This is a genomic window from Bacillus sp. WC2503, from assembly GCF_052682895.1.
In genome coordinates, this window is sequence record NZ_JBQYMD010000001.1 from 3120147 (window position 1) to 3146083 (window position 25937).

General features: G+C 36.1%; 25 protein-coding genes and 1 pseudogene. 8 read left to right on the forward strand and 18 right to left on the reverse strand.

Features of this window, described 5'->3' with window-relative positions:
- Positions 1 to 256: 256 nt before the first annotated feature.
- The 13 genes from prkC to ACUN26_RS15895 all read right to left on the reverse strand — a co-directional run bounded on the left by prkC (position 257) and on the right by ACUN26_RS15895 (position 15524).
- Positions 257 to 2230 (reverse strand): serine/threonine protein kinase PrkC, encoded by a 1974-nt coding sequence (gene prkC, locus ACUN26_RS15835; protein ID WP_000904738.1) that lies wholly within the window; start codon positions 2228 to 2230, stop codon positions 257 to 259.
- An 8-nt stretch (positions 2231 to 2238) separates the two neighbouring features.
- Positions 2239 to 2991, reverse strand: coding sequence for a Stp1/IreP family PP2C-type Ser/Thr phosphatase (locus ACUN26_RS15840; RefSeq protein ID WP_000648690.1), 753 nt, complete (start codon positions 2989 to 2991; stop codon positions 2239 to 2241).
- A 4-nt stretch (positions 2992 to 2995) separates the two neighbouring features.
- Positions 2996 to 4084 carry a 23S rRNA (adenine(2503)-C(2))-methyltransferase RlmN gene (rlmN, locus tag ACUN26_RS15845; protein ID WP_000450536.1) on the reverse strand — a complete coding sequence of 363 codons (1089 nt, stop codon included), beginning with the start codon at positions 4082 to 4084 and terminating at the stop codon, positions 2996 to 2998.
- A gap of 4 nt (positions 4085 to 4088) precedes the next feature.
- A complete protein-coding gene (gene rsmB / locus ACUN26_RS15850) occupies positions 4089 to 5423 on the reverse strand; it encodes a 16S rRNA (cytosine(967)-C(5))-methyltransferase RsmB (RefSeq protein ID WP_001249655.1) in 1335 nt (444 codons plus the stop codon).
- The gene (gene fmt, locus ACUN26_RS15855) at positions 5420 to 6364 is read right to left on the reverse strand and encodes a methionyl-tRNA formyltransferase (RefSeq protein WP_000598797.1); all 945 of its coding nucleotides are present in this window, start codon (positions 6362 to 6364) and stop codon (positions 5420 to 5422) included. The genes rsmB and fmt overlap by 4 nt, the downstream gene beginning before the upstream one ends.
- Before the next feature lie 23 nt (positions 6365 to 6387).
- Positions 6388 to 6858, reverse strand: coding sequence for a peptide deformylase (def, locus tag ACUN26_RS15860; RefSeq protein ID WP_000279472.1), 471 nt, complete (start codon positions 6856 to 6858; stop codon positions 6388 to 6390).
- Positions 6859 to 6869: 11 nt separating this feature from the next.
- Entirely contained in the window at positions 6870 to 9275 is a 2406-nt protein-coding gene (gene priA, locus ACUN26_RS15865) for a primosomal protein N' (protein ID WP_000666740.1), read from the reverse strand.
- A complete protein-coding gene (gene coaBC, locus ACUN26_RS15870; RefSeq protein ID WP_000911716.1) occupies positions 9272 to 10477 on the reverse strand; it encodes a bifunctional phosphopantothenoylcysteine decarboxylase/phosphopantothenate--cysteine ligase CoaBC in 1206 nt (401 codons plus the stop codon). The genes priA and coaBC overlap by 4 nt, the downstream gene beginning before the upstream one ends.
- A 171-nt stretch (positions 10478 to 10648) precedes the next feature.
- Positions 10649 to 10861, reverse strand: coding sequence for a DNA-directed RNA polymerase subunit omega (rpoZ, locus tag ACUN26_RS15875; RefSeq protein ID WP_000933967.1), 213 nt, complete (start codon positions 10859 to 10861; stop codon positions 10649 to 10651).
- Positions 10862 to 10863: 2 nt separating this feature from the next.
- Positions 10864 to 11481: a guanylate kinase gene (gene gmk / locus ACUN26_RS15880; protein ID WP_001257739.1), complete on the reverse strand. Its 618-nt coding sequence runs from the start codon at positions 11479 to 11481 to the stop codon at positions 10864 to 10866.
- Between the two features lie 13 nt (positions 11482 to 11494).
- The gene (gene remA / locus ACUN26_RS15885) at positions 11495 to 11758 is read right to left on the reverse strand and encodes an extracellular matrix/biofilm regulator RemA (protein ID WP_001251456.1); all 264 of its coding nucleotides are present in this window, start codon (positions 11756 to 11758) and stop codon (positions 11495 to 11497) included.
- 67 nt (positions 11759 to 11825) lie between these two features.
- Positions 11826 to 12701: a YicC/YloC family endoribonuclease gene (locus tag ACUN26_RS15890; RefSeq protein WP_000625871.1), complete on the reverse strand. Its 876-nt coding sequence runs from the start codon at positions 12699 to 12701 to the stop codon at positions 11826 to 11828.
- Positions 12702 to 12800: 99 nt separating this feature from the next.
- Positions 12801 to 15524 carry a calcium-translocating P-type ATPase, SERCA-type gene (locus tag ACUN26_RS15895; RefSeq protein ID WP_001104767.1) on the reverse strand — a complete coding sequence of 908 codons (2724 nt, stop codon included), beginning with the start codon at positions 15522 to 15524 and terminating at the stop codon, positions 12801 to 12803.
- Positions 15525 to 15629: 105 nt separating this feature from the next.
- Here ACUN26_RS15895 and ACUN26_RS15900 point away from each other — a divergent pair, with 105 nt between their 5' ends.
- From ACUN26_RS15900 to ACUN26_RS15910, 3 genes are all read left to right on the forward strand, one after another.
- Complete coding sequence (locus tag ACUN26_RS15900) at positions 15630 to 17339, forward strand: Rqc2 family fibronectin-binding protein (protein WP_000863273.1); 1710 nt, start codon at positions 15630 to 15632, stop codon at positions 17337 to 17339.
- A gap of 330 nt (positions 17340 to 17669) precedes the next feature.
- Positions 17670 to 18740 (forward strand): M24 family metallopeptidase, encoded by a 1071-nt coding sequence (locus ACUN26_RS15905; RefSeq protein ID WP_000172784.1) that lies wholly within the window; start codon positions 17670 to 17672, stop codon positions 18738 to 18740.
- Positions 18741 to 18824: 84 nt separating this feature from the next.
- Positions 18825 to 19349 carry a DinB family protein gene (locus ACUN26_RS15910; protein WP_001012026.1) on the forward strand — a complete coding sequence of 175 codons (525 nt, stop codon included), beginning with the start codon at positions 18825 to 18827 and terminating at the stop codon, positions 19347 to 19349.
- A 32-nt stretch (positions 19350 to 19381) separates the two neighbouring features.
- Here ACUN26_RS15910 and ACUN26_RS15915 read toward each other — a convergent pair whose 3' ends face one another.
- Both ACUN26_RS15915 and ACUN26_RS15920 read right to left on the reverse strand, forming a co-directional pair.
- Positions 19382 to 19750 (reverse strand): YoqO family protein, encoded by a 369-nt coding sequence (locus ACUN26_RS15915; protein ID WP_001208473.1) that lies wholly within the window; start codon positions 19748 to 19750, stop codon positions 19382 to 19384.
- A gap of 16 nt (positions 19751 to 19766) precedes the next feature.
- Positions 19767 to 20156, reverse strand: a complete 390-nt coding sequence (locus ACUN26_RS15920; RefSeq protein ID WP_000250377.1) for a YoqO family protein — start codon at positions 20154 to 20156, stop codon at positions 19767 to 19769.
- 282 nt (positions 20157 to 20438) lie between these two features.
- Here ACUN26_RS15920 and ACUN26_RS15925 point away from each other — a divergent pair.
- Positions 20439 to 20930: pseudogene (locus ACUN26_RS15925) on the forward strand (transporter); the annotation flags it as partial.
- Positions 20931 to 21070: 140 nt separating this feature from the next.
- The gene (locus ACUN26_RS15930; RefSeq protein WP_000182187.1) at positions 21071 to 21664 is read left to right on the forward strand and encodes a hypothetical protein; all 594 of its coding nucleotides are present in this window, start codon (positions 21071 to 21073) and stop codon (positions 21662 to 21664) included.
- A 423-nt stretch (positions 21665 to 22087) separates the two neighbouring features.
- Here ACUN26_RS15930 and ACUN26_RS15935 read toward each other — a convergent pair whose 3' ends face one another.
- The gene (locus ACUN26_RS15935) at positions 22088 to 22642 is read right to left on the reverse strand and encodes a recombinase family protein (protein WP_000873665.1); all 555 of its coding nucleotides are present in this window, start codon (positions 22640 to 22642) and stop codon (positions 22088 to 22090) included.
- A 166-nt stretch (positions 22643 to 22808) separates the two neighbouring features.
- Here ACUN26_RS15935 and ACUN26_RS15940 point away from each other — a divergent pair, with 166 nt between their 5' ends.
- The 3 genes from ACUN26_RS15940 to ACUN26_RS15950 all read left to right on the forward strand — a co-directional run bounded on the left by ACUN26_RS15940 (position 22809) and on the right by ACUN26_RS15950 (position 24628).
- Complete coding sequence (locus ACUN26_RS15940; protein ID WP_000368103.1) at positions 22809 to 23009, forward strand: hypothetical protein; 201 nt, start codon at positions 22809 to 22811, stop codon at positions 23007 to 23009.
- Positions 23010 to 23646: 637 nt separating this feature from the next.
- Positions 23647 to 24249 carry a hypothetical protein gene (locus ACUN26_RS15945; protein ID WP_000485075.1) on the forward strand — a complete coding sequence of 201 codons (603 nt, stop codon included), beginning with the start codon at positions 23647 to 23649 and terminating at the stop codon, positions 24247 to 24249.
- Between the two features lie 94 nt (positions 24250 to 24343).
- The gene (locus tag ACUN26_RS15950; protein ID WP_000138197.1) at positions 24344 to 24628 is read left to right on the forward strand and encodes a hypothetical protein; all 285 of its coding nucleotides are present in this window, start codon (positions 24344 to 24346) and stop codon (positions 24626 to 24628) included.
- 530 nt (positions 24629 to 25158) lie between these two features.
- On the opposite strand, the gene ACUN26_RS15955 is transcribed toward ACUN26_RS15950, so the two are convergent.
- Positions 25159 to 25302, reverse strand: coding sequence for a hypothetical protein (locus ACUN26_RS15955; RefSeq protein ID WP_001095849.1), 144 nt, complete (start codon positions 25300 to 25302; stop codon positions 25159 to 25161).
- 2 nt (positions 25303 to 25304) lie between these two features.
- Positions 25305 to 25925 (reverse strand): hypothetical protein, encoded by a 621-nt coding sequence (locus ACUN26_RS15960; protein ID WP_000453158.1) that lies wholly within the window; start codon positions 25923 to 25925, stop codon positions 25305 to 25307.
- Between the last annotated feature and the right edge of the window lie 12 nt (positions 25926 to 25937).

The window sequence follows — 25937 nt, forward strand, 5'->3', positions numbered from 1 at the left end:
ATTTTGTATAAAGTGAAGCTGTAATTAAAACGAATAGACTAGAGTTCTTTAAACAATTATTTTAAAACCCACCAATATATAACCAGGTTCATATATTTAATCTCTACCATCAATTCGAAATATTTTTTACAACAATATCACTTGTATAGCTTTTTGAATCATATATTTTTGCCTGTTATACAGTCCACCTTGTAGACAGCATAACAGGCAAGGGTAATGCATTCCATTCTCTATAAAAAGAAAATGGAATTCACTATTATTGAGTTGGATATGGTACTTCCTTATCGATAATCGTTACTCCATCCCGTACGATTTTATAGTGACCCTTTGAGCCTTCTTGAATTACAAATTCTAAAGAAATTGTTGCCGACTCTGAAATCGTTCTAGTTTCAATTGGTCTATCCATCTTTTGTTGCATATCTTCTTTATAAATTTCTATTGTTTGCGGTTTTTTCTCACCTATTATAGAAGACTCATATGGGATAGAAATGTTATCCACCTTCACTGTTTTTGTTACTTTCGGCTTAGGGCCATTCGAGATGATAAGTGTCACTTTATCTCCTTCTTTTAACGGAGTTCCTGGTTTTGGCGATTGCGAAATTACAAGACCTTTATCAACCGTATCTGAATACTCTCGTTTTATATCTGGAGTTAATTTTCTCTCATTCAAATCACCAGTTGCACTATTTTCAGTCCATCTTGAAAAATCACCTGGTCTATTTTGATAAGGACCTTTACTTATCCAAACTTTCAGTTCTTGCTCCGCCTCTACAACCATTTGATCAGGTGTCGGTATTTGTTCTACAATTTCACCTTTTGGTTTATCATTTTCAATATAATTTTCAGTAACCTGTTTATATCTTTCTTCTAACTCGGGTTTTACACTCTCAAAGTTTTGACCTGTAAAATCCTTCATCTTACTTTTCTTTTTTCCACCTGATTGATAGATAGTAATTTTAGAACTTTCCTTCACTACTCTTCCTGCTACAGGATCAGTTTTTATTACATCTCCAGCTTCCACATCATCTGTATATACAATATTAGGTTCTGTCACTTCAAAACCTTTTTCTACCAACTTATTTACAGCTGTCGTATATTTCATACCAGCCACATCAGGAACTTTTACATCTTTCGGAATAAAGAATCCCGGAATAACAGTAAGAGCTAATGTTATTCCAATTGCTAAAAGTAAAAATGTCGTAATTAAAACCTTAATCCATTTATTACTTCGTTTTTTCTTCTTATCTAATTCAGTATGTTCTTTTCTTTTTGGTTCATCCACTTTACTTCCACTTAAAACAATCGTTTCATCAGTTACATTTTCAAATAATTGTTCTTGTTGGATAATTGGAATCGCTTTCGTCGCTTCCATATCTTCTGGTATGTAAAATGGCTGTTCATTAATTCGTTCTGGATATAAAGCCGTTTCAATATCTCGTTTCATCGCATTAGCAGATTGGTATCGATGGAACGGATCTTTAGCAGTTGCCTTTAATATAATATTCTCAACACTTTGCGGAATATTTTCATTCCATCTTCTTGGAGACGGTATTTCACTTTGTAAATGTTTTAAAGCTATTGCAACAGCAGATTCACCAGAAAACGGTTGTCTTCCTGTTAACAATTCGAACATAACAATACCAAGCGAATAAATATCTGATTGTTTATTTGCTATCCCGCCGCGCGCTTGTTCTGGTGATAAATAATGCACCGAACCAAGTACTGAATTTGTATGTGTAATAGTTGTTGCACTTGTAGCTGTCGCAATTCCAAAATCTGTTACTTTTACTACTCCATCAGCTCGAATTAAAATATTGTGCGGTTTTATATCACGATGCACAATTTCAAAATGATGAGCGTGTGCCATGGCGGATGTTAATTGCTCCATAATATCAAGAGCTTCCCCTATAGGTAACATCCCTTGCTCAATTATGTATTGCTTTAATGTTTGTCCAGGTACATACTCCATTACAAGATAATATATACCATCTTCTTCTCCAACATCATACATATTCACAATATTTGGATGCGACAACGTTGTAACAGATTGCGCTTCTCGATGGAAACGTTTAATAAACTCTTCGTTATTGGAATAGTCGAGTCTTAATATTTTCACCGCTACATCTCGGCCGAGTATGTCATCATGAGCTAAATATACATTGGCCATCCCTCCACCGCCAATCATTTTTAGCAGCTTATAACGGTCATTTAAGCGTTTTCCAATCAGCACGTTGCACTTCACCTACTTTCGTTTGTCGAATCCGCATAATCAATAAGAACAAGAGTAATATTATCCTCTCCACCACGATCATTCGCCAATTGAATGAGACTTTGCACCTTAGCTTCGAGCTGTTCATTTAACTGTAAAATTTGTTGCATATCAGTCATAGGGACTTTATTAGACAATCCATCAGAGCAAAGAAGCAATTGATCATCTTCTTCAAGTACCAATGTTTTAACATCTAATCCGACTTTTTCTTCTGTTCCTAGCGCTCTTAACAAAACATTTTTTTTCGGGTGGTATTCTGCATCTTCCTTTGAAATTTCACCATGTCTCACAAGTTCATTTACAAGTGAATGATCTTCCGTTACGAGCGACATTACTCCCTCTGATACCATATAACAACGACTATCTCCTATATGACCTATTGTTACAAAATTAGGCGTACAAATTGCTATGATAATCGTTGTTCCCATACCATCACACTCTACGTGTTGTTTAGAATATTCAAAAATGCGTTCATTAATAATTCCAACACTAGTATGTAACCACTCTTCTACTTTTTTAGGCTCATTCATATTATGCGTTTGCTTCCAATAATCATGGAATAATTGAATGGCCATCGAACTAGCTACATCGCCAGCTCGATGACCTCCCATTCCATCTGCTACTACCGCTAAAATATTTCCATCTAAATTGTGAAAAACTCCTGCACTATCTTCATTATGTTGACGAACTTTCCCTTTATCCGATAGAAACACGGCTTTCATCTCGTCACCTCGTCTCTTCTTTGCGCTCCTTCGCACGCAACTGACCGCAGGCAGCATCAATATCGTGACCTTGTTCACGGCGAATTGTTACATTCACTCCACGATCTTTAAGCGTTTTTTCAAATAAGAAAATTTGCTCACGTGGTGTTCGTACGTAATCACGTTCTGGTACGTAGTTAACCGGAATTAAGTTCACATGACACTTTACACCTTTTAAGAGCGCAGCAAGTTCTTCAGCGTGCTCAACTTGGTCATTTTCTCCTCCAAATAGTCCATATTCAAATGTAATACGACGCCCTGTTCTATTTACATAGTATTTAATAGCTTCCATTAAATCAGGTAGCTTATAAGCACGGTTAATCGGCATTAATTTTGAACGTAATTCTGAATTTGGAGCATGCAATGAAATCGCAAAATTAATTTGTAACTCTTCTTCAGCAAACTTGTAAATTTTCGGAATAATACCACTCGTCGAAACTGTCATATGTCTTGCACCAATATGAAGTCCTTTTTCATGGTTAGTGATGCGTAAAAATCCCATTAAATTATCATAGTTATCAAATGGTTCTCCAATTCCCATAACAACAAGAGAACTTACACGTTCTTCCGTTTCATCAAGCGCGCGTTGCACTTCTACTACTTGCGCTACAATTTCTCCAGCTTCTAGGTTTCGTTTTAACCCGCCAAGTGTAGAAGCACAGAACGTACAGCCAATACGACAACCAACTTGTGTTGTTACACAAATAGAATTTCCGTATTCATGTCGCATTAATACCGTTTCAATAGAGTATCCATCATATAACTGGAATAAGAATTTAATCGTTCCATCCGAAGACGTTTGTTTTACTAACGTGTTTAAAGTAGTAATATCAAAGGAATTCGACAATTTATCACGCAATCCTTTAGAAAGGTTTGACATATCCTCATAATTTTTTACACGTTTTTTATATAGCCAGTCAAAAATTTGTCCAGCACGGAACTTCGGTTCTCCTTGTTCCTTTAACCAATCTTGCATTTCATGAAGTTGTAAAGAGTAAATTGATGGTTTTTTCGTTTCTACATTTTTCTTTTGTTTTTTTACAGTCGTTTCCATGATGCTACACCTTCTTCCTTAAACAAGCAATATAAAAGCCATCCGTTGCAAAATAATGCGGTAAAATTTGTACTTGACCTTCATTAATATACGGACTTAATTTTTCTGGCATACGTTCTTTTATCGTAGTATCCCATTCAAATTCAGGATGTTCTTTTAAAAATTTATCTATTACTTGTTCATTTTCTATTTTCTCAATTGTGCACGTACTATAAACAAGACGACCGCCTTGTTTTAATAATGGTGCTATCTTTTCTAATATCGCAAGTTGAATCGTCGATAATCTTTCACTATCGCCTTTATCTTTTCCTAACTTAATATCAGGTTTACGTCTAATTACCCCAAATCCAGAACATGGTGCATCTACTAATATTTTATCAAAAGTTTCATTTGCAAAGTGCTCTTGCACTTTTCTAGCATCTAACGCTTTTGTTTCTATATTTTCTAGACCAAGTCGCTCTGCTTGTTGTTTAATTAAACGCACTTTATGCGCGTGTAAATCAAGAGACATTACTTTACCAGTTCCCTTTAAACGCTCAGCTATATGCGTAGTTTTACCACCAGGAGCAGCACAACTATCAAGAACTGTCTCTCCCTCATTCGGGTCTAAAGCACGTGCAACAAGCATAGAGCTTTCATCTTGAATAGAAAGGAACCCTTTTTTAAACGCTTCTGTATGCGCTACATTCCCTCTTTCAATTTGAATTGCATCATCTGACAAATCGCCAGACTTTGCTTCTATTCCTTCACTTGCCAACAACTCAATTGCTTCTTCTACCGTTACTTTATCAACGTTCACACGTGCTGTAGGTACTGGTGGTAACATGTTTACTTCACACATTTTCTCTGCTGTCTCTAAACCATATTCAGATGCCCAATCTTGTACTAACCAAACTGGGTGACTCGTTGCAATTGCAAGACGTTCCACTGGATCTTTGATTTCATCTAATGAAGGTACACCTTCTCGCTGAATTGAACGCAATACTCCGTTCACCATGCCTGAAATCCCTTTATGCCCACGACGCTTTGCTATTTCAACCGCTTCATGAATAGCCGCTCTTTCTGGCACTCGGTCCAAATATATCATTTGATATAAAGATAAGCGAAGCAATACTCTTACCCACGCCTCAACCTTCTTTTTTAAAAAAGGCTGTAAATAATAATCTAATGTGTCACGACGTTGAATCGTTCCATATACAATTTCAGTTAATAAACCAATATCTTTTCTATCAATTGCATTTTTTTCAATTAGATTATTTAAAAGTAAGTTACTATATGCACCACTTTTTTCTACTTGAATTAAACCATCAAGAGCTAATTCACGAACATTTTGTCTCATGCATTTTCTCCTAACTTCGTGCCAATTTCAGGTTTTGTCCCACGTAAAAATTGTGAACAACTCATACGCTTTTTACCCGACGGTTGCAATTCAGTAATTTTAACACCTATTTCATTCCCTGTTGCAACAACAAATCCATCTTCTTCAAGACCAACTATTGTACCTGGTTCAGCTTTCGCTTCTAGAGAAACTTTCTCTCCCCACCATACTTTAACAACTTGTTCTGCTAAAGTCGTATATGCAACTGGCCATGGGTTCAATCCGCGAATGTGATTGTATACTTCTTCACCTGTTTTTGTCCAATCAATTTTCTCTTGCTCACGTTTTATATTATATGCGAATGTCACTTCATCTTCATTTTGTTTAATCGGTTCTAACTTACCTTGAATTAATAAAGGTACTGTTTTAGATAGAAGATGTGCACCGGCTTCACTTAACTTATCAAATAACGAGCCCGTCGTTTCACGCTCTTCAATTTCCACTTCTACTTGCGTTAAAATATCACCAGCGTCTAATTTTTCTACCATATACATAATTGTAATTCCTGTTTTTTCTTTACCTTCCATAATTGCATAATGAATCGGTGCACCACCGCGTAGTTCTGGAAGTAAAGAGGCATGGACATTAATACATCCGTACTTTGGCGCTTCTAAAATTTCGTTTGGTACAATCTGACCGAACGCAGCTGTTACAATTAAATCCGCCTCTAATGCTAATACTTTTTCATATTCGTCTTTTTCACGAATTTTCAGTGGTTGTAACACCGGAATACCATGTTTCTCCGCTTCAACTTTAACAGGTGTAGGTGTTAATACTTTTTTTCTACCTACCGGACGATCTGGTTGCGTCACAACACCTACTACATCATAGCCATCTTCGATAAGACGACGAAGCACCGGCACTGAAAAGTCCGGTGTTCCCATAAATACTACTTTAATCATTTAAAAACCGCTCCTTTTAACACCTATTCTAATTCGTTTTCTTCATAATATCTTGTCACTTTCGATGTAAATAGAACACCGTGTAAATGATCGATTTCATGTTGAATTGCACGCGCTAAAAATCCTTCCGCTTCTAATAAAAACACTTTACCTCGGCGATTCTGTGCTCTTACTTTAATATAATCTGCACGTTCCACTTCACCATAAAGTCCCGGGAAGCTTAAACAGCCTTCGGGACCTACTTGTTCACCACGTTTTTCTAATATTGATGGATTGATTAACTCGATTTTCCCAGTATCATCATCGACATCAACAACTGCTACTTGCAAGCTTACCCCTACTTGAGGTGCAGCTAAACCGACTCCGTCCGCCATTAACATTGTTTCATGCATATCTTTCAACAATTTCACTAACTTTTTATCAAAGTTAATTACTCTTTCACATGGTGTTTCTAACACTTCATTTGGATGCTTTACTATTTCTAAAACTGCCATATTTCCCTCCGCTACATTAACATTGTTGGATTAAAATCAATTGAGATTTGTAGCTCTTTTTGCATTTCTGCTTGATAATGTTCATTTACCATTTTGAGCACGTTCTTTAAGTTTGGTTCCCGTTTGTATTTTATCATGCATTGGTAACGATATCTATCTTTTATCCTTGGAATTGCTGAAGCAACTGGCCCTAACACCATCGTTTGCTGCGAACAATGCATTCGTAAATGACCGACAATTTTTTCCGTCACTTGCACTGCCTTTAATAATTCTGGATGAGATACCGTTACAAGTACAACATAGTAATAAGGTGGATATTGTCTTGTTCGTCTCATTTGCATTTCTTGGTCAAAAAACACATCATATTGCTGGTTCTTTGCTAACTCTATACTATAATGTTCTGGCGTATACGTTTGAATTACAACTTCCCCTGGCAATTCATGTCTACCTGCCCGTCCACTTACTTGCGTCAATAATTGATATGTTTTTTCACTCGCCCGAAAATCAGGTAAGTGAAGCATCGTATCTGCAGTTAAAACACCAACGAGCGTTACTTTCGGAAAATCAAGTCCTTTGGCGATCATTTGTGTCCCGAGTAATATATCTGCTTTCTCTTCACCAAATGCCTTTAATAACTTCTCATGCATTCCTTTGCGACTTGTCGTATCTACGTCCATTCGAATGACTCGCGCTTCTGGAAATAGTTTTGTAATTTCTTCTTCTACTTTTTGTGTGCCTGTACCAAAGAAACGAATATATGTACTTTGACAAGCTGGACACGCAGTTGGCATATTCTCCTCATAACTGCAATAATGACATTTTAAACGATGGTTCATTTTATGATACGTCAGCGAAATATCACAATGTGGACATTGTACAACATACCCGCAATCACGACACATCACAAATGTTGAATGACCTCTCCTATTTAAAAAGAGAACCATTTGTTCTTTCTTTTCTAGTCGATCTGCTATTTTTTCATGCAACGCCTTCGAAAACATTGATCGATTCCCGTCGCGAAGTTCTTCACGCATGTCAACAATTTCTACTGTTGGTAAAGCTTGTTCGTTCATACGTTTTTCCATCGTTAATAGTTCATAAACACCTTTTGTCGCTCTTGCAAATGATTCAAGTGTAGGCGTTGCACTTCCAAGAACGATTGGACATTTATGATATTGCCCTCTCCACACCGCTACATCTCTTGCATGATACTTCGGGTTATCTTCTTGCTTATAACTCGATTCATGCTCTTCATCAATAATAATAATCCCTAAATTTTCAAAAGGAGCAAAAATAGCTGAACGGGCACCAACTACCACTTTCACTTCTTTTCTTAAAATCTTACGCCATTCATCATATTTTTCACCAACAGACAGTGCACTATGAAGAACCGCTACTTGCGAGCCAAATCTACCTTTAAAACGATCTACCATTTGAGGCGTTAGCGCAATTTCAGGAACGAGTACAATAGCTTCTTTTTCCTTCTTCAGCACCGCTGCTATAGATTGTAAATATACTTCTGTCTTTCCGCTTCCTGTAACACCATATAGTAAAAATGGATTGTAAGTTTCATTTGTAATTGATGATAAAATAGGTGTAATAACTTGCTTTTGTTCCTCTGTAAGTGGAAATGGTTTCGTTTGTTCAAAATCATCATCGTCATACGGATTCCGGTATACTTCCACATATTTTTCTGAGATTAGCCCCTTTTTAACAAGTGATTTTATTGGAGCATCTGTTATTTGTAGCTCTTCTGTTAACAATTTCAACGGTACACTTTTATAATTTTCCACAAAATAATAGAGTACATCTTGTTGTTTTTTACTTTTCAATTCAAATGCAGCTAATTCTAATTTATCTTCCGGCAACTCTGGCTGAACGACTCTTTGTTTCTTCTTCTGCACTTTATCTTTCACTTGATATACGACTTCCATCGTACCATTTTTAATTTCTTGTTGAATAGCGCGGTATAAATGTGGCTGCGCCTCAATAACTTCCCAATCGATTGCTTCCTTATCCTGAAATAAATACAGTATTGCAGGTGCTACTTCTTCTTGTTTACGAAGTTGTAGACGCTTTTTATACGTTGCTTTTATCGCTGTCGGAAGCATGACTTGAAATGCTGAAATCATATAACATAACGTTTCACTTGTAAGCCAATATCCAAGCTTTAATAATTCATCATTTAAAACCGGTGTTACATCTAATATTTCATGGATTGTCTTTAATTTCTTACTTTCCACGTCAACCGAATCTTTAATCTCAATAATAAAACCTTGCAATTTTCTTGGACCAAATGGAACTACTACACGCATTCCTGTCTGTACAATATCTTCCCATTTTCTAGGGATAATGTAATCAAACGGTCTATCTGTCTGACGGGCAGGTACATCAACAATTACACTTGCAAATTTCATAAACGATCATCTTCTAACATCATTTCAATTTGCTTTAATATTTCGCGAGCTACCTCTTTCTTTGTTAAAAGTGGCAACTCAATAACTTTTCCATCTTTTCTATACATTGTTACAATGTTCGTATCTGTGCCAAATCCAGCTCCTTGCGCTTTTACATCATTCGCAACAATCATATTCGCATTTTTCTCACGTAACTTTTTCGTTGCGTATTCCTCTACGTTTGTCGTTTCAGCAGCAAAACCGATAAGTAACTGTTTACCCTTCTTCTCACCTAGCGTTTTTAAAATATCTACCGTTCTCTCTAATTCAATTACAGCATCACCATTCTGCTTTTTCATTTTATTATCATGAACATATTTCGGGCGATAATCTGCAACAGCTGCTGTTTTGATGACAACATCTACATTTTGATAATGTTGAAGGACTGCTTCTAACATATCCTGCGCTGAATCCACTTGTATCGTTGTTACATGTAGTGGCGGATTTAATGCCGTCGGCCCCGAAACAAGTATGACATCAGCCCCTAAGTTCGCTGCTACTTCTGCAATCGCATACCCCATTTTTCCAGAAGAAAAATTCGTCATAAAACGAACTGGATCAATCTTTTCACGCGTCGGGCCAGCAGTTATTAACATTTTCTTACCTTGTAGTGGTTTTTGTTCCGTGAATGCTTCTTCTAACCGCGCAATAATTGCTTCAGGTTCCTCTAGTCTTCCCTTCGCTACATAACCACACGCTAAAAAGCCTTCCCCAGGCTCAATAAATGTATATCCTAACGTTTTTAACGTCATCATATTTTTTTGAACAATTTTATTTTCGTACATATGCACATTCATAGCAGGTGCAATCCATACTGGAGCTGTAGTAGCTAACAAAGTAGTTGTAATCATATCATCCGCAATACCACCAGCTAACTTCCCGATACAATTGGCTGTAGCAGGTGCAACAAGTACTACATCTGCCCAATCTGCTAAATCGATATGAGCAATAACAGCTGAGTCTTTCTCATCGAATGTATCTGTATATACATCATGACGAGAAAGTGCTTGGAATGTAAGAGGCGTAACAAACTTTATTGCCGACTCACTCATGATCACCTTTACAATAGCACCAGCTTGTGTCAATTTACTAGTTAACGCAGCCGCTTTAAAGACCGCAATGCCTCCTGTTACACATAGGAGTATCTTTTTCCCTTTTAGCATATGGCTCGTCCTCTTTCTTTTTCAAACTTATAATACTGAAACAGGTTTCTCAGCTCTTCAGTACCAATATTTCATCCTATCGTAAAAAAATAACAACCTACTTGTAAATAGGTTGTTACCGTTACATAGAAAATTATAAAGTCTATGTTTTAATTTGTCGAAAATAATATCTTAATCAATTATTTTGCCTTCGCTTGGTACATATTTTAACACTTCTACATCGATTTCTTCTAATGCTTTACCTACACATTTATGAGAAACAGGTTGTTCAATAACACAGTTGTTAGCAAGTTGCATTTCACGTGCACGCTTTGCAGCTACTGTTACAAGTGTATATTTAGAATCGATTTTTGTTAGTAATGAATCAATTGATGGATTTAACATAATTATAGACCCTCCGTCATTTCTTTATAATATTTTGCTACTCTTTCGCGGCGGCAATGTTCACCAACCACAATTGCTTTAATTCTATCACAAGCTAATTCAACTTGATCATTTTCTACAACATAGTCGTAAGCGTCCATCATTTCGATTTCTTCTTTCGCTACAGTTAAGCGATTTTCAATAACATCTTCAGTTTCTGTACCACGGCCGACAATTCGGTTTTTTAGCTCAGATAAACTTGGGGGTGCTAAGAAAATAAATACACCTTCTGGGAAAGCTTTCTTAACTTGAATTGCTCCTTGCACTTCAATTTCTAAGAATACATCTTTTCCTTCTTGTAATGTTTTTTCAACATAGTCAATCGGTGTTCCGTAATAATTACCTACGAACTCAGCCCACTCAAGTAATTTTTCATTACGAATCATTTCCTCAAATTCTTCTCTCTCTTTAAAGAAATAATCCACACCATCTACTTCACCTTCACGCGGCTTACGTGTCGTTACTGAAATAGAGTATTGAAAACGTGTATCCTCATGGCTAAACAGCTCTTTTCGAACCGTTCCTTTACCAACCCCAGAAGGTCCTGAAAGAACGATGAGCAATCCTCTTCTACTTCTCATAAATATGTAAAACCTACCCTTCCTCACTTAAATCTTCTTTATTATTCAAACGATGTGCAATCGTCTCTGGCTGAATTGGACTTAATACAACATGCCCATCATCCATAACAATAACCGCCCTTGTTTTTCTCCCATACGTAGCATCTAGTAAAGCATTATGTTCACGTGCTTCCTGTACTGTTCGTTTAATAGGAGCTGACTCCGGACTTACAATAGCAATAATTCGATGAGCAGATACAATATTTCCGTATCCAATATTTAAAAACCGCATGGCCATAGTTTGCGCCTCCTAGTAAGTCTATCCGATTTCTCCACCACGTATAACTTTATATATTTTTTGAAAGCTACTCAATATTTTGTACTTGTTCACGAATTTTTTCAAGGTTATTTTTCATTTCTACAACATATTTTGAAATTGTTAAGTCATTTGCCTTCGAACCAATCGTATTAATTTCTCGATGCATCTCTTGCACGATGAAGTCCATTTTTCTTCCAACAGGCTCTTCAATCTGCAGTGTTTCACGAAATTGTTCTAAATGACTTTGTAAACGAACTAACTCTTCATGAATATCACAACGCTCTGCAAACATCGCGACTTCTGTTAGCAATCTTTGTTCGTCTAGATCTTGATTATGTAATTCCTTTAAGCGATTTTCTAATCGTTCACGATATTTTTGTGTAACAATCGGTGCATGTGGAATAATTGCATTTACACAATTGTGAATCTCTTGTAAACGATACGCCATATCTTTATGTAATCGTTCTCCTTCGCCATCTCTCATCGTTTTCAACATTTGAGCAGCTTGGCGAACAGCCTCATATAAACTATTCTCAAATTGTTCATTTACGTTTTCTATTTCTTCAATTGCCGTTACTTCTGGCATTGCCATTAATTGCCCAAGTGTAATAGAATCTTGCAATTGAAATTTTCCTTTTATATCTTCCATCATCGATTGGTACTGCTTGAGAAGCGACCAATTCACACTTAATTTTCTTTCAACAAGCCCTTCACCCGTTATACTAATAGACACTTCAATGCGCCCACGTCGAACTTGCTGTGCGATTATTTTACGAATTTTGTCTTCAAATACCATCATTTGCTTCGGAAGTCGAATACTCATCTCAAGAAAACGGTGGTTCACCGATTTCATTTCTACTGTAATCTGAAAAGTATCACTTTCTACTTTCGACCTTCCAAACCCTGTCATACTAGAAATCATTTTTATCACATCCAAGCCATGAAATAACTCAATGAAAAAGGTAATAGAGACAAGGCTCTACTACCTTCTGTAAATTATATCACATTTTCATATCATTGACTATTTCAAGTTTAATCCCTTCTTATATAAAAGTGGCTTTTTCTCCTTACCTTTTTTCCTTGTTAATAAAGAACCTACTAATAAGAAAGTCGGAATTGATGACAAACCTCCAATTAACAACCAATCTCTTGCTTGTATTGGCATTGTACTAAAAATTGGTTGTAACGGTGGATAATAAATAACAACGAGCATTAACAACAATGAAATGATAACAGCCCCTACTAAATACACGTTCCCAAATGGATTGCGATGAAAGACAGAATGTTCACTTCGGCAATCAAACACATGAATAAGTTGCGCAAGTACCAAAGTCGCAAATGCTACTGTCTGTGCATATTTCAGTTCATTCGGATGTTGATTATATGCGATAATAAACGCTACTAACGTCACTGCTCCAATGAGGAACCCTCGACTTATAATTTTCCAGGCAAGCCCTCTGGCGAATACTCCCTCTTTCGGATGCCGCGGCGTTCTCTTCATCACATCTCCTTCCGCCTTATCCAAACCTAATGCCATCGCTGGTAAACCGTCGGTAACTAAGTTCACCCATAATATTTGAATTGGAACCATCGGCAATGGCAGTGCCAGTAACATCGCAAATAACATAACTAAAATTTCGCCGACGTTTGATGCTAACAAATATCGAATAAACTTTCGAATATTTTCGTATATGTTTCTACCTTCTTTAATCGCTGATTTAATCGTCGCAAAGTTATCATCTAACAATACAAGCGAAGAAGCTTCTTTCGCAACGTCTGTTCCTGTAATACCCATCGCTATCCCAATATCCGCTGTTTTTATAGCTGGTGCATCGTTTACTCCATCTCCTGTCATCGCTACTATATGCCCTTTATTTTGCAATGATTTAACAATTTTTAATTTATGTTCTGGTGATACACGAGCAAATACGTAAGTATCTTCTACAACATTTTCTAGTTCCTCTATATCCATATTTGCTAGCTCAACACCTTCCACCACACGACCTCCTGGTGGTAAAACCCCTAATTGTTCCGCAATCGCCATCGCTGTTACTTTATGATCTCCTGTAATCATCACTGTTCGAATACCAGCTTCTTTACACTCTTTTACCGCCTGCGCTACCTCTGGTCTTGGCGGATCGATCATACCTTGTATCCCGATTAACATAAAATCTTTTTCAACATCTCTCTCATGTTCAGTGAAATCTGTTACTTTTAATGGCTTAAATGCAACCGCAATTGTTCGAAGCGCTTGGCTACCTAAACTATGAATAGCCGCCTGTACTTCTTTTCTATATAACTCACTCATCGGTTGCTGCTTATCACCCCATAAGATTGTTTGGCTCATTTGCAGGAGGACGTCTGGAGCTCCTTTCGTAACAACAAACTTTTTCCCATCTCGATCACGGACAATAACACTCATCATCTTTCGAGTCGAATCAAATGGGAACTCACGAATAATCTCGAACTTCCCTTTCAGTGCATCACGTGTTATTCCCGCTTTCATTGCTGCAGCTACAAGTGCTCCCTCTGTTGGATCCCCATCTAATACATACGCCTTTTTCTTTTGAATAATATTTGCATTGTTACATAGTGAACCGAATGTAAGTAGCTGATAAAGCGCTTTTGTCTTAGCTGGATTAACTTCTATTTCACCTTTCATAAAAGATCCATTAGGTTCATATCCTTGACCAGTCACTTTCCACAACTCTCCACCTGACCACATATGTGTTACCATCATTTTGTTTTGTGTCATTGTTCCTGTTTTATCAGAACAAATTACAGAAGCACAACCTAATGTTTCTACAGCTGGTAACTTTCTTACAATTGCTCTCTTTTTTATCATACGCTGTACACCAAGTGATAAAGCTACTGTAACGATTGCGGGCAATCCTTCTGGAATAGCAGCAACAGCTAAGGATACACCTGCTAAAAACATATGGTATACTTCATTCCCTTGATACACACCTGCTAATACAACGAGTGCTGTCAAAATAAGAGCTACAATAATTAATATTTTCCCGAGTTGCTCTAATCTTCTTTGCAGTGGTGTTTCCATTTGCTCTGCATTTTGCAACATATTTGCAATTTGGCCCATTGCGGTATTCATACCAGTCGCTACAACGACTCCTGTTCCAGATCCTCGCGTAATCATCGTACCCATAAAAGCCATATTTTTTTGATCACCAATTGAAACATCTTGCCCTTGCAATGCTTCTATCTTCTTTTGTACAGGTACTGACTCTCCTGTCAGGGCAGACTCTTCGATATATAAACTCGATGCCTCAACGAGACGGACGTCAGCCCCAATACGATCACCACTGGAAAATTTAATAACATCACCTAAAACAAGTGCTTTAGATGGTGCCTTTACCCACTTTCCATTCCTCATTACCGTAACTTGCGGGGCGGCTAGTTCTTTTAAAGCTTCCAATGATTTTTCAGCCTTTCTTTCTTGAAAAAAACCTAGAATACCATTGATAATGACAATGGCAACAATAGCTATAGAATCAATATATTCACCTAAAAATGCAGAAACAATTGTTGCTCCAAATAAAACAAGTACCATAAAATCTTTAAATTGTGCTAAAAATACCATTAGTGCAGAAGGCCTTTTTGCTTCTTCTAATTCATTTGTACCAAATTTCTTAATTCGCCCTTCTGCTTCTTTCTCTGTAAGTCCAACCTTTACATTCGTATTCGTTCTTTCTTCCACTTCATGTGCCCGCATTCCATACCAGTTCATCCTGCCATCGACCTCCTGATTCCAGACATACTCTATTGAAAGCTTATTCAGCCTCGTCCAAAAAAATGCTATAATTAACTTTTAGTTAGAAAGGAGTGTTCATTTATGGCATTCGATGGATTATTTACAAGAGCAATTACACATGAAATTGCAAATTCTCTTTACACAGGAAGAATTTCCAAAATATATCAACCTTCAAAATACGAGATTTTATTACATATTCGAGCAAACGGAAAGAACCAAAAACTAATTCTTTCGTCTCACCCTACATATGCGCGTATGCACTTAACGAATCAAAACTACGATTCACCAGCAATACCGCCGATGTTTTGTATGCTTCTTCGTAAACATTTAGAAGGCGGATTTATTGAAAAAATTGAACAAATTGACTTAGAACGTATTATTCAAATTACAGTTCGCAGTCGGAATGAAATCGGAGACGAATCATTAAAAACATTAGTAATCGAAATAATGGGACGACACAGTAACATTATCTTAGTAGATACGAAAACAAATGTTATTTTAGATAGCTTAAAACACATATCTTTAGCGGTAAACCGCCATCGTACTGTATATGCTGGAGCTGAATATGTTGCCCCTCCAGCACAACATAAGGTTAATCCGCTTCTTATCGAAACAGCAGCTGATTTTATTAGACCGCTAGACTTTTTATCCGGAAACATGGACAAACAACTTGTCGGAGCATTTATGGGAATTTCCCCATTATTCGCAAAAGAAGTTGTAAAAAAAGCAGGTATGGCAAATGAAAAAGCATTATCTGAAGCGTTTTTCTCCATACAAAAACCATTACTAACTCATACATATTCACCAACAATGATTACTGCAAACGGAAAAGAATTCTTTTATCTTTTCCCTCTTACACACTTGCAAGGAGAAGAAAAAACATTCTCATCTGTTAGTGAATTGTTAGACCGTTTCTTTTTCGGAAAAGCGGAGCGAGACCGTGTAAAACAACAAGCTCATGATTTAGAACGCTTTATGCAAAACGAAAAAAACAAAAATGAGAAAAAACTTATTAAACTTGAAAAAACATTACAAGATGCTGGAAAAGCAGATAAATATCAACTATTTGGAGAGCTACTTACAGCCAATATGTACGCTTTGAAAAAAGGCGATAAAGATATTGAGGTCGTTAATTATTACGATGAAAATGGCGGTACTGTAAAAATCACATTAGATCCTTTAAAAACACCGTCTGACAATGCACAACGCTATTTCCAAAAATACCAAAAAGCAAAAAAATCAGTTGTTGTGGTAGAAGAACAAATCGAAAAAACCAATGAAGAAATTCTTTATTTTGATAGCTTACTTCAACAAATGGAAGCTGCTTCTTCAAAAGATATTGAAGAAATTCGTGAGGAATTAGCCGAAGAAGGATATGTGCGTAATCGTAAGACGAAAAATGCAAAGAAAAAGCCTACAAAACCAGTATTAGATAAATATGTAGCTAGTGACGGTACAGAGATTTTCGTTGGTAAAAACAATAAGCAAAATGATTATTTAACAACGAAATTTGCCCGTCGGGATGAAATTTGGTTACATACGAAAGACATACCTGGTTCTCACGTTGTCATTCGTTCTTTAGAACCTGCTGAAGAAACTTTACTAGAAGCTGCAAAAATTGCCGCTTATTACAGTAAAGCAAAAGAGTCTAGCTCTGTACCTGTTGATTTTACAAAAATACGCCATGTGAAAAAACCGAGTGGTGCAAAGCTTGGATTCGTTACGTACGATAACCAACAAACAGTATATGTAACACCAGATGCTGACATCGTAATGAAATTAAAAGCGTAAATATAAAAAATGCGTTGCTAGATAGCAACGCATTTTTTATATTCATTCACATTCGTTCCTATATCCATTAACTAATTCACACTATCTTTCTTTTGTCATTTTATATATTGTCAAAAAGATTGACAGTGTCATTACGCATTTGTATAAATTTTTTTACAGTATGTATATAAAGTTCAACTCAAGTCAATGTTTTTATCCCCTACTAATTGCAATCTGAATTTTATTAACGGCACGCCTCCCACAAAATAGCTGGATAATCGTTTATTTTCCCTAATATATATTTTGGCACGCTATTTGCTTTATTCAATACTGTGAAAAGGAGGAATTAACATGACTTTAAAAATTGATAAAATCCAAAATCAACTACATCATTATGGACTTGACGGATTACTTATTACAAAAAAAGAAAATCGCCAATATGCAACAGGCTTTACAGGTAGTGCTGGTGTCGTCTTACTCTCTGCAGATCAAGCTGTTTTCATAACTGATTTTCGCTATGTAGATCAAGCCAAAGTACAAATAAAAGACGCGGAAATCATTATGCATAAAGGGAATTTGGAAGAAGAAGTTGCCAATCAAGTATCCAGATTAAACATTCAAAAACTTGGAATTGAAGAAAATAACATGACATTGCAACAATATAAAAACTTACAAAAATACGTACATGCGGAAATGATTCAAGTGTGCGAAATCATCGAAAATATTCGTATTATTAAAGACACGCCTGAAATAGAAACAATGAAAATTGCAGCTACTATTGCTGACGAAGCATTTCACCACATCCTTACCTTTCTAAAACCAGGAATAAGTGAAACTGATGTACGAGATGAGTTAGAATTTTTCATGCGAAAAAGAGGAGCTACATCTTCATCATTCCAAATCATTGTAGCTTCTGGCGTTCGTTCTTCTCTTCCTCATGGCGTTGCATCAAATAAAATAATCGAACGAGGCGATATCGTTACATTAGACTTCGGTGCACTTTACGACGGATATTGTTCCGATATAACACGTACTGTAGCGATCGGAGAACCGTCAGAAGAATTCAAAAAAATATACAATGTTGTACGAGAAGCATTAAAACGTGGAACTGAAGCAATTAAGCCTGGAGAAACTGCGAAAAGTATCGATGATGTAACGAGAGATTACATTACAGAACATGGATACGGTCAATACTTTGGCCACTCTACCGGGCACGGTCTTGGGTTAGAAATACACGAACCGCTTCGCCTATCCCAAGAAAGTAAGGCAACTTTACAAGAAGGTATGGTTGTTACAGTTGAGCCGGGCATTTACATACCAAACTGGGGCGGTTGTAGAATTGAAGACGATATCGTCATTACAAAAGAAGGCTATGAAGTTATTACAAAATCAAATAGAGAACTAATTGTTATCCCTTGTTAAAATCATGGCCCTTTTTAAAAGGAGTTTTTCTCTACACATAGAATTCCTTCTCTGGAGTATTCGTTTAAAGAGGGGGAATTTAAATTGAATTTTGTAATCGATAAGATAGATGGTTTACAGCTTGAATTTTCAAAACTTGTTTCCATGATGAATTACGCCCGTTACACAACGATGCAAGCAGTGGAAGGTTTAACAATTGATGAACTTGATTATTTATATGACGAAGAAGCAAATTCAATTGGCATGCTATTATATCACATGGCTGCTATTGAATTTTATTACCAAATTCATACCTTTGAGGATCGTGAACCGACAGATGCCGAATTAGAACGTTGGTTACCTGCTGTAGAGTTAGGGGCTATTGGACGAGAAAAAATAAAAGGAAACTCCATCGAATTTTACATCCATACATTACAAGAAGTACGCTCTAAAACAATTGAAACTTTTCAATCCTTACCTGAGGAATGGTTATTTAAAACGACAGACTTTTGGCATGACAAACCAGCAAATAATTATTTTAAGTGGCTTCACGTATTTGAAGATGAAATTAACCATCGTGGACAAATTCGTTTAATAAAAAAGATGCAAAAAGCTCATTCAGTAAAATAAGAAAGTGCCACCTTATCCGGTGGCACTTTCTTTTATTCATTTACAAATATTTTCCCGTTTGCTTTTTTAGCAATAGCTGTTACCACTATTAAAATGAATAGTAAGTATAACCATTTTGCAACAAGTAACCACCCTTGAAAAATTGCTATGTCATTCATTTGTTCATAACCTTTTTTTAGCAAGAACGGAATTGTACTAATTATAATAACAAACTCAATGCTATAAATAATTTTCTTTTTCCGACTATACGTTTTCCACTCTTTCCAGCGGTACAAGGGAGCAAAAATGAATATGCCTATACATAATATAAATGGTGTCCATTCACTTTTTAAAAATTGTGCTGAAATGATAGATACCATTAAACAACCGAGCACACCATAATACCCTACTTTCTCTCTCATTCGTACTACCCCCATTCTATTCGCTCTTTACTATATAACTCCCTATTCTTATCATGACTCTTAGGAAAATAACGACTACAATTACAAAATAAAGACCTTTCGCAGACGACATCCATTGTTGAAAAATAGACATTTGCTCCATTTGCTTCTGACCTTCTATTAAAATAAAACCTACTACAAATGAACTAACAACAATGATATCTATCATAATTCCAATACTTTTCTTACTATGCTGTTTCATGTCATCCCAGCGAGATAAAAGCAAAAACACAAACCCGAGAACAGGCATAATACTTATCCATTCATTGTTTGTAAATAGATCTAAAATGATTAATAGACTACAAGAAATGATAAAGTGAAACTTTAATCCATGGGGGTGTCCCCCACGGATTATTAGTTGAACCAATCGGGCTTTTACGGGCAGTTGATTTCCTACCTAACTCCCTCGCATTCGCCAACTTTTAAAGTGGGAATCTTACTGCCCGTTAATGCGGGATAAATCCCCAAAAACCAACTTTTTTTGCGCATACGCCCTCCTCTAATTCCATTTTTAGGATTAATTGTATTGTAACATCCATTTTATACCCTTACCATTACAGTACATGAAATTTTATTTTTTCCCTATACTCACATACATTCACCGCTTTCATACAATGAACTACACGAACGCCTAAAGGATGTGAATGTTGTGGGAGTTGAATTAACGCTTTTACATGCTCTCTATATTCTTTGTTTACTCACTATTATTACCTTTTTTATTTTTAGAAAAGATACAACGATTATTTGTATCATTTTCACCTTTTTATTAGCATTAACCGCTACAAGTTCTATCCCTCTTGCCGTTAGCAGTATTTTTCAAAGTTTTATTTATGCCATAACTGAACTATTACCAACTATATTGATCATCTCCATTATCGTATCGATGAGTAACCTACTCGTTCATACTGGCATAAATGATACGATGATTTTACCATTTACAAAGATGATTCGTACACCTACACTTGCCTACTGGATTATCGGCCTTTTAATGATGACAATTTCTTTCTTCTTTTGGCCTTCCCCAGCTGTCGCGTTAATGGGGGCTATTTTATTACCCGTCGCTGTACGCGTCGGCCTGCCACCAATTGGGGTTGCAATTGCTATGAACTTATTTGGACACGGAATTGCTTTATCCGGAGATAAAACCCCTTAATGTAAAGTATTTTTAAAAGGATGTATGATGAAACTTCACTTTGTCCTATTTCATTCTCATTTTGCAAGTAGGTAATTGTAAGGTTCAGAAATTAAACCACTAAACTTGTAGAAAAGGAATGATTTAAAATGACAAACATTGTAACAAAGATCAAAGGAACGGAAATTATTTGTAAAGGGAATGTTGAAGGTAACTTTGAACAAGTACCAATGCAATTATTCGATTATATTCAGTTAGGATTGATTACTCATACTGATTTAGTGGTATATGTGAAGCTATTGCAACTATATAATGAAAATTATGGTTATGCATTCCCAACTATTGAACATTTAATGATTGATACTCGTATAGGTGGAAAAGCAACTATTCATAACAGCCTTAAAAGATTAGATGAAGTTGGGCTAATACAGAAAAGCAAGACAAACAAAGGAAATAATGTTTACGTGGTCTACAAGCCATTAAACAGGACAGCATTATATAAATGTGTTCCTGATAAGGTTGAACAATTTAAAGAGTTTGAAAGTAAGTTAATGAAAATATCAGTTCATGACAAGGAACGTTTTCAACAGCATCTACAAGACAAGCAAATGAGGGAACAACAAGAACAGCAAATTCAAGCAAAACAAGTTGTTCCTAAAGAGAAAACAATACCTTATGATGAAATGGAAAATCTTTCACTTAAAGAATTAAAAATGTTACTGAAAGAACGTGGTGAAATGTAATAGTACAAATTATGTACCTCAAAGTCACAAGAATAGGGATTAAGTAGTTCAAATAATGAACCTCAGTAGTTCAATAATTGTACTTGAGATAGTTCGGATTATGAACGTTATACATACTTACTTTAAACAAACTTATATAATCAAACTTAAATATATTCTCTAAAAGAATACTATGAAAAGGATAAAAGAAATCTGTTAAAAGAATGAAGTGAAGTAAAGAAAGTATTAACGTTCATTATTTGAACCGTGCACAACGAGTCTTTGCTGAGAATCCGCATGATAGCAACGTTTGTGACATATTTAGCTTGTTCATTTTTGTGCAATTCCTCACGTTTTTCCGCTTCCATGCCCTCTTTATACAGCCGACTCAGAAATGTTTTTCCTGCACAATTGAACAGCCAAAATAAAAGAAGACCACCAGCATTAGCTGTTAGCCTTTCGTTTTGCACGTATTAAGGTACTTTTACTAATGCCAGTCTTATTTTCTACTTCTTTGTAAGACTCGGTTTCTAATAGCTTTAAAGCATGTTCTATCTGTTTTTTACTGTATTTATTTGGACGCCCTTCTCTAAAGTCGTCACGCTGTTTAGCAATGGCTTTGCCTTCCTGAGTACGTTCTACAATTAAATTTCTCTCCATTTCTGCCACTGCTAGTAATGTAGTTAAGAAGAATCTACCCATTGTCGTATCTTCTAATAGTCCCACATTTAAAACATGAACTCTTACACCTTTAGAAAATAGTCCTTTTACGATTTCGATTCCCTCAACAGTGTTTCTTGCTAATCTATCTAGTTTAGTGACAACTAATGTATCACCTTCTTTTAGGATTGAAAGAACTTCTTGTAATTGCGGTCTATCTGATTTAGTTCCTGTAAACTTCTCAGAATAAATATTGTCACAGCCTTCATTTTCTAATGCTGTTAATTGTACCTCTAATTCCTGTGACACCGTACTTACTCGTGCGTATCCGTATTTCATTATGTATTATCCCCTTTTTTACGGTTCATTTATGACACTAAGTTACGACACCTTCCGATACCTTGATAATACAGCAATGACTTCTCGGTGTCAATACTGTTAAGTTATGACCCTTCTATTTGTAATGGATTTAATATTGTATACTAGTTCAAAGAGGGGGCTGTTAATGGATAATGATGGGGGTTCTTTATACGATAGGTTACCGTTAGAAATGTTAGCAGGTTTTTATTACCACATAAGCAAAAATATAGAGAATGGAATTTTATCTAATGCTATGTACCATGAAATAAACCTAATTGAACAAGTAGCCATCAAAAGGGGGATCTCATTGATAGACCTATATAATCAAGGTTCATTTATGAAATAATATACACAGATTTTTTTAGAGATAATTTAAAGGGTAGCAACATTATGTTGTTATCCTTTTTACTATTATGTACGTCTATTAAAAGGGCGGTGCTATGGCATGGCTATATAGCCCCTATTGGAATGGTAGTGTGGGTAGTAGTAGGACGAGGGACGGTGCTGGGTAGCGAGGATAGAGGGACAGGGAATGGCAACAGTACCAGCACTGACAGTAGCAACGATGGTAGCAAGGACTCAGTGAGGTGAGATAAGAAAGAAGAAGAAACAAATGAGAATGAGATCAGTGAGATAAATGAGAAGAACGAGGATTGGTGATAACGTCATGCGGTAATAGTTGCGACGCCTACTATATTTTTATATAGGGATACCCCACCCTATGGGGGGGGCCCCCCTGTATATGGGCTGTCTGGTGTCTGCAAAATATACGCACCATTTTCAAATTCCTGAGTGGAAATAACTGGAAGTTCAAAAGGGATACACAACCTAAATAAAACAATATGTCAAATAGGTGCGTTGCTGAGGGCTATTGTAAGGAGATTAACTTTTACTTTATTGATAGTTACCTTATTATTAAACTAATTGGGCAGTTTAGTTTAACTACACATTTTTAACATTATGTAAAGCAAGGATGTGATTGTATGTTTCAAGAGGGGTTTCCAAACTATTTGAGAGACGATGTTACTAAAGCGGTTGGATCGATACCTAATAAAACTTATAATAATGTCACTATTGGTGTGTCTCAGGATATTATTCAATATTTTCAAGATAATAACGTAATTAGGTTTCCTTATCGTATCTACTACATTGATAGTTCAGATGAAGTTATAGACAATTTAAGTGAACGACAAAAGATGATTTTGCATTGCATATATTCAAGAAGTTGTGACGGGCTTGTTCGCCAAAAGCATATGTATTCGTTGCTTCAGATGGATTATGAAGATTGGGCTATTCCTTATATCGTAAAAATCTGTGATGAATATGTCGTAGAAATATTAGAAATGACTTATGATATTTTAAAAGAACAGGATACAGAACGGATTAAAAAATTTTGTATTGAAAATATTGGGGCGTTTTGCAAAAGCTATAATAGAATGATTAGCTATTGGAACGAATATTACAGATATAAATACAATAATTTTCAACAATATATTGGTAGGAAGTTATTTAGAGATTGTTTTGGTTACTCTAAATCAATGGAACGCAGGAAAAAAGAAGTTTGTGAAACAATACACTTTAACTAACGGGTGCTTTACTTTAAGAGGGTTTACCTTGCCATTTGTTAATAATAAATAATTTTGCGACGGATTTTGAAAACTTTTTAGGGGGTCTAGCTGCATGACAGAAAATGAGAAGAAACTAATGGAACAGATATATGCAAAGTTATGTGAAATGGAGAAGAAAATGGATAAGTTAGATGGTAGGTTAGATAATTTAGATAATAAGTTAGATAGGTTGGAGGGGAAAATGGATAGTTTGGAAGGTAGTTTTAAAGGACTACAAGCCACATTCGAACAGGGCTTTGCTGACGTGCATAAAGGATTAAATGAAATCATTGAAATAAATAAGCATCGAAAGACAGCAAGGGAAATCGTTGAGGGCATCGCCGGGAATGGAAAATAAAAGGAGTTTTTATAAGTCGAGAAAAAACAAATCGAAAATTTATGTGAAAGTGTTTATTCTTTATTTCATTATATTGATCCTATATGCTGTATTGTTTGAGTCTGGTAAAGAGTATATGGAGGTAAGAATAGATAATGTTCTTTTACCTCAATTATATTTGGCTGTAGGGCGTACGCTGTTGGGATTGTCGATATGGCTTCTTCCGGATAAGTTAGGTATTAAGATTCATTTTATTTGTAAAATTCTTATATATGTCATTACGATGATACCTGTGTTTATCTTTTTAGATGTGTTGGGTTTGTTGGAGTAGTAGAGTTTGATACTTCCACCCCTATTTTACTGGAAATAAAAGTAAGGGTATGACCTATCTTTACACATATCTCGGCTGAACCCCAAATGAAGACAGAAAAGGAATCCGGTTCTTTATAGAACAGATTCCTAATGTCCGCTAATCCTTGTTGCGTGATTTTGTTCCATTGCTACACACACACCGAATATACCTGACCTTCATTTTTTGGATTAGAAATGCCTTATACCAAGCCCTCATTTTGCAAAGCTAATCCATATTGCATAGCTAACACTGGTGGTAGTCCCTTCAATACGTCTGTATTTCCCCTTCTCAGTTCCGCTAGTACGTCCTGCTTTACAATGCTAGTTAAGTTAGGTGTATTCATATTTATTTTGCCTCCTTAGGTTGCTTTAAGTGTTCTGGTAAATTCCCACGAGTAGCTGAAAACATATCGTTCTTGGAAATCACTGACTTATCAAACCAACTAAAGTGTGGTTGATACTGGTCTTGTTCGAAAGAATATTCTAGTCGTGGAAACACTTCTTTTACCTTTGTATCTTCAAATATTTCATGAATATCAGGTGCAATCGAATGGTATTGTTTTTGGAACTGTTTACCCATTTCAGCTACCTCAGTAAGTAATTCATAACGGTGGCGGATGGCAAGTTCTGTCACGTTATACTCATTAGCACTAGTACGGTCTCTTCTCAGTACCTCTTGAAATACTGGAACATACGCAATCTTTAAAGCTGATCTTTTCTCATTTAATTCTTCTAACATAGAATGAATGATTTCTACTTTAGAGTTGATTCCCTTTGCCTGTGCCTTTAAATAAATACGTTCTGACAAGTTTGCATTCTCCTGGTCTAACAGAATTGCTGTCATTTCCTCTTGCATTGCTGCCAATTCCATTTGTAGTTCCTGTTCTTCTTTGTCCAGTCCCTCAGCATATTCCTTGTATTCAGCTACAATTTTCTTAGTTTCAACAAACAAATCTTTAACTTCCATTTCTCCATACCT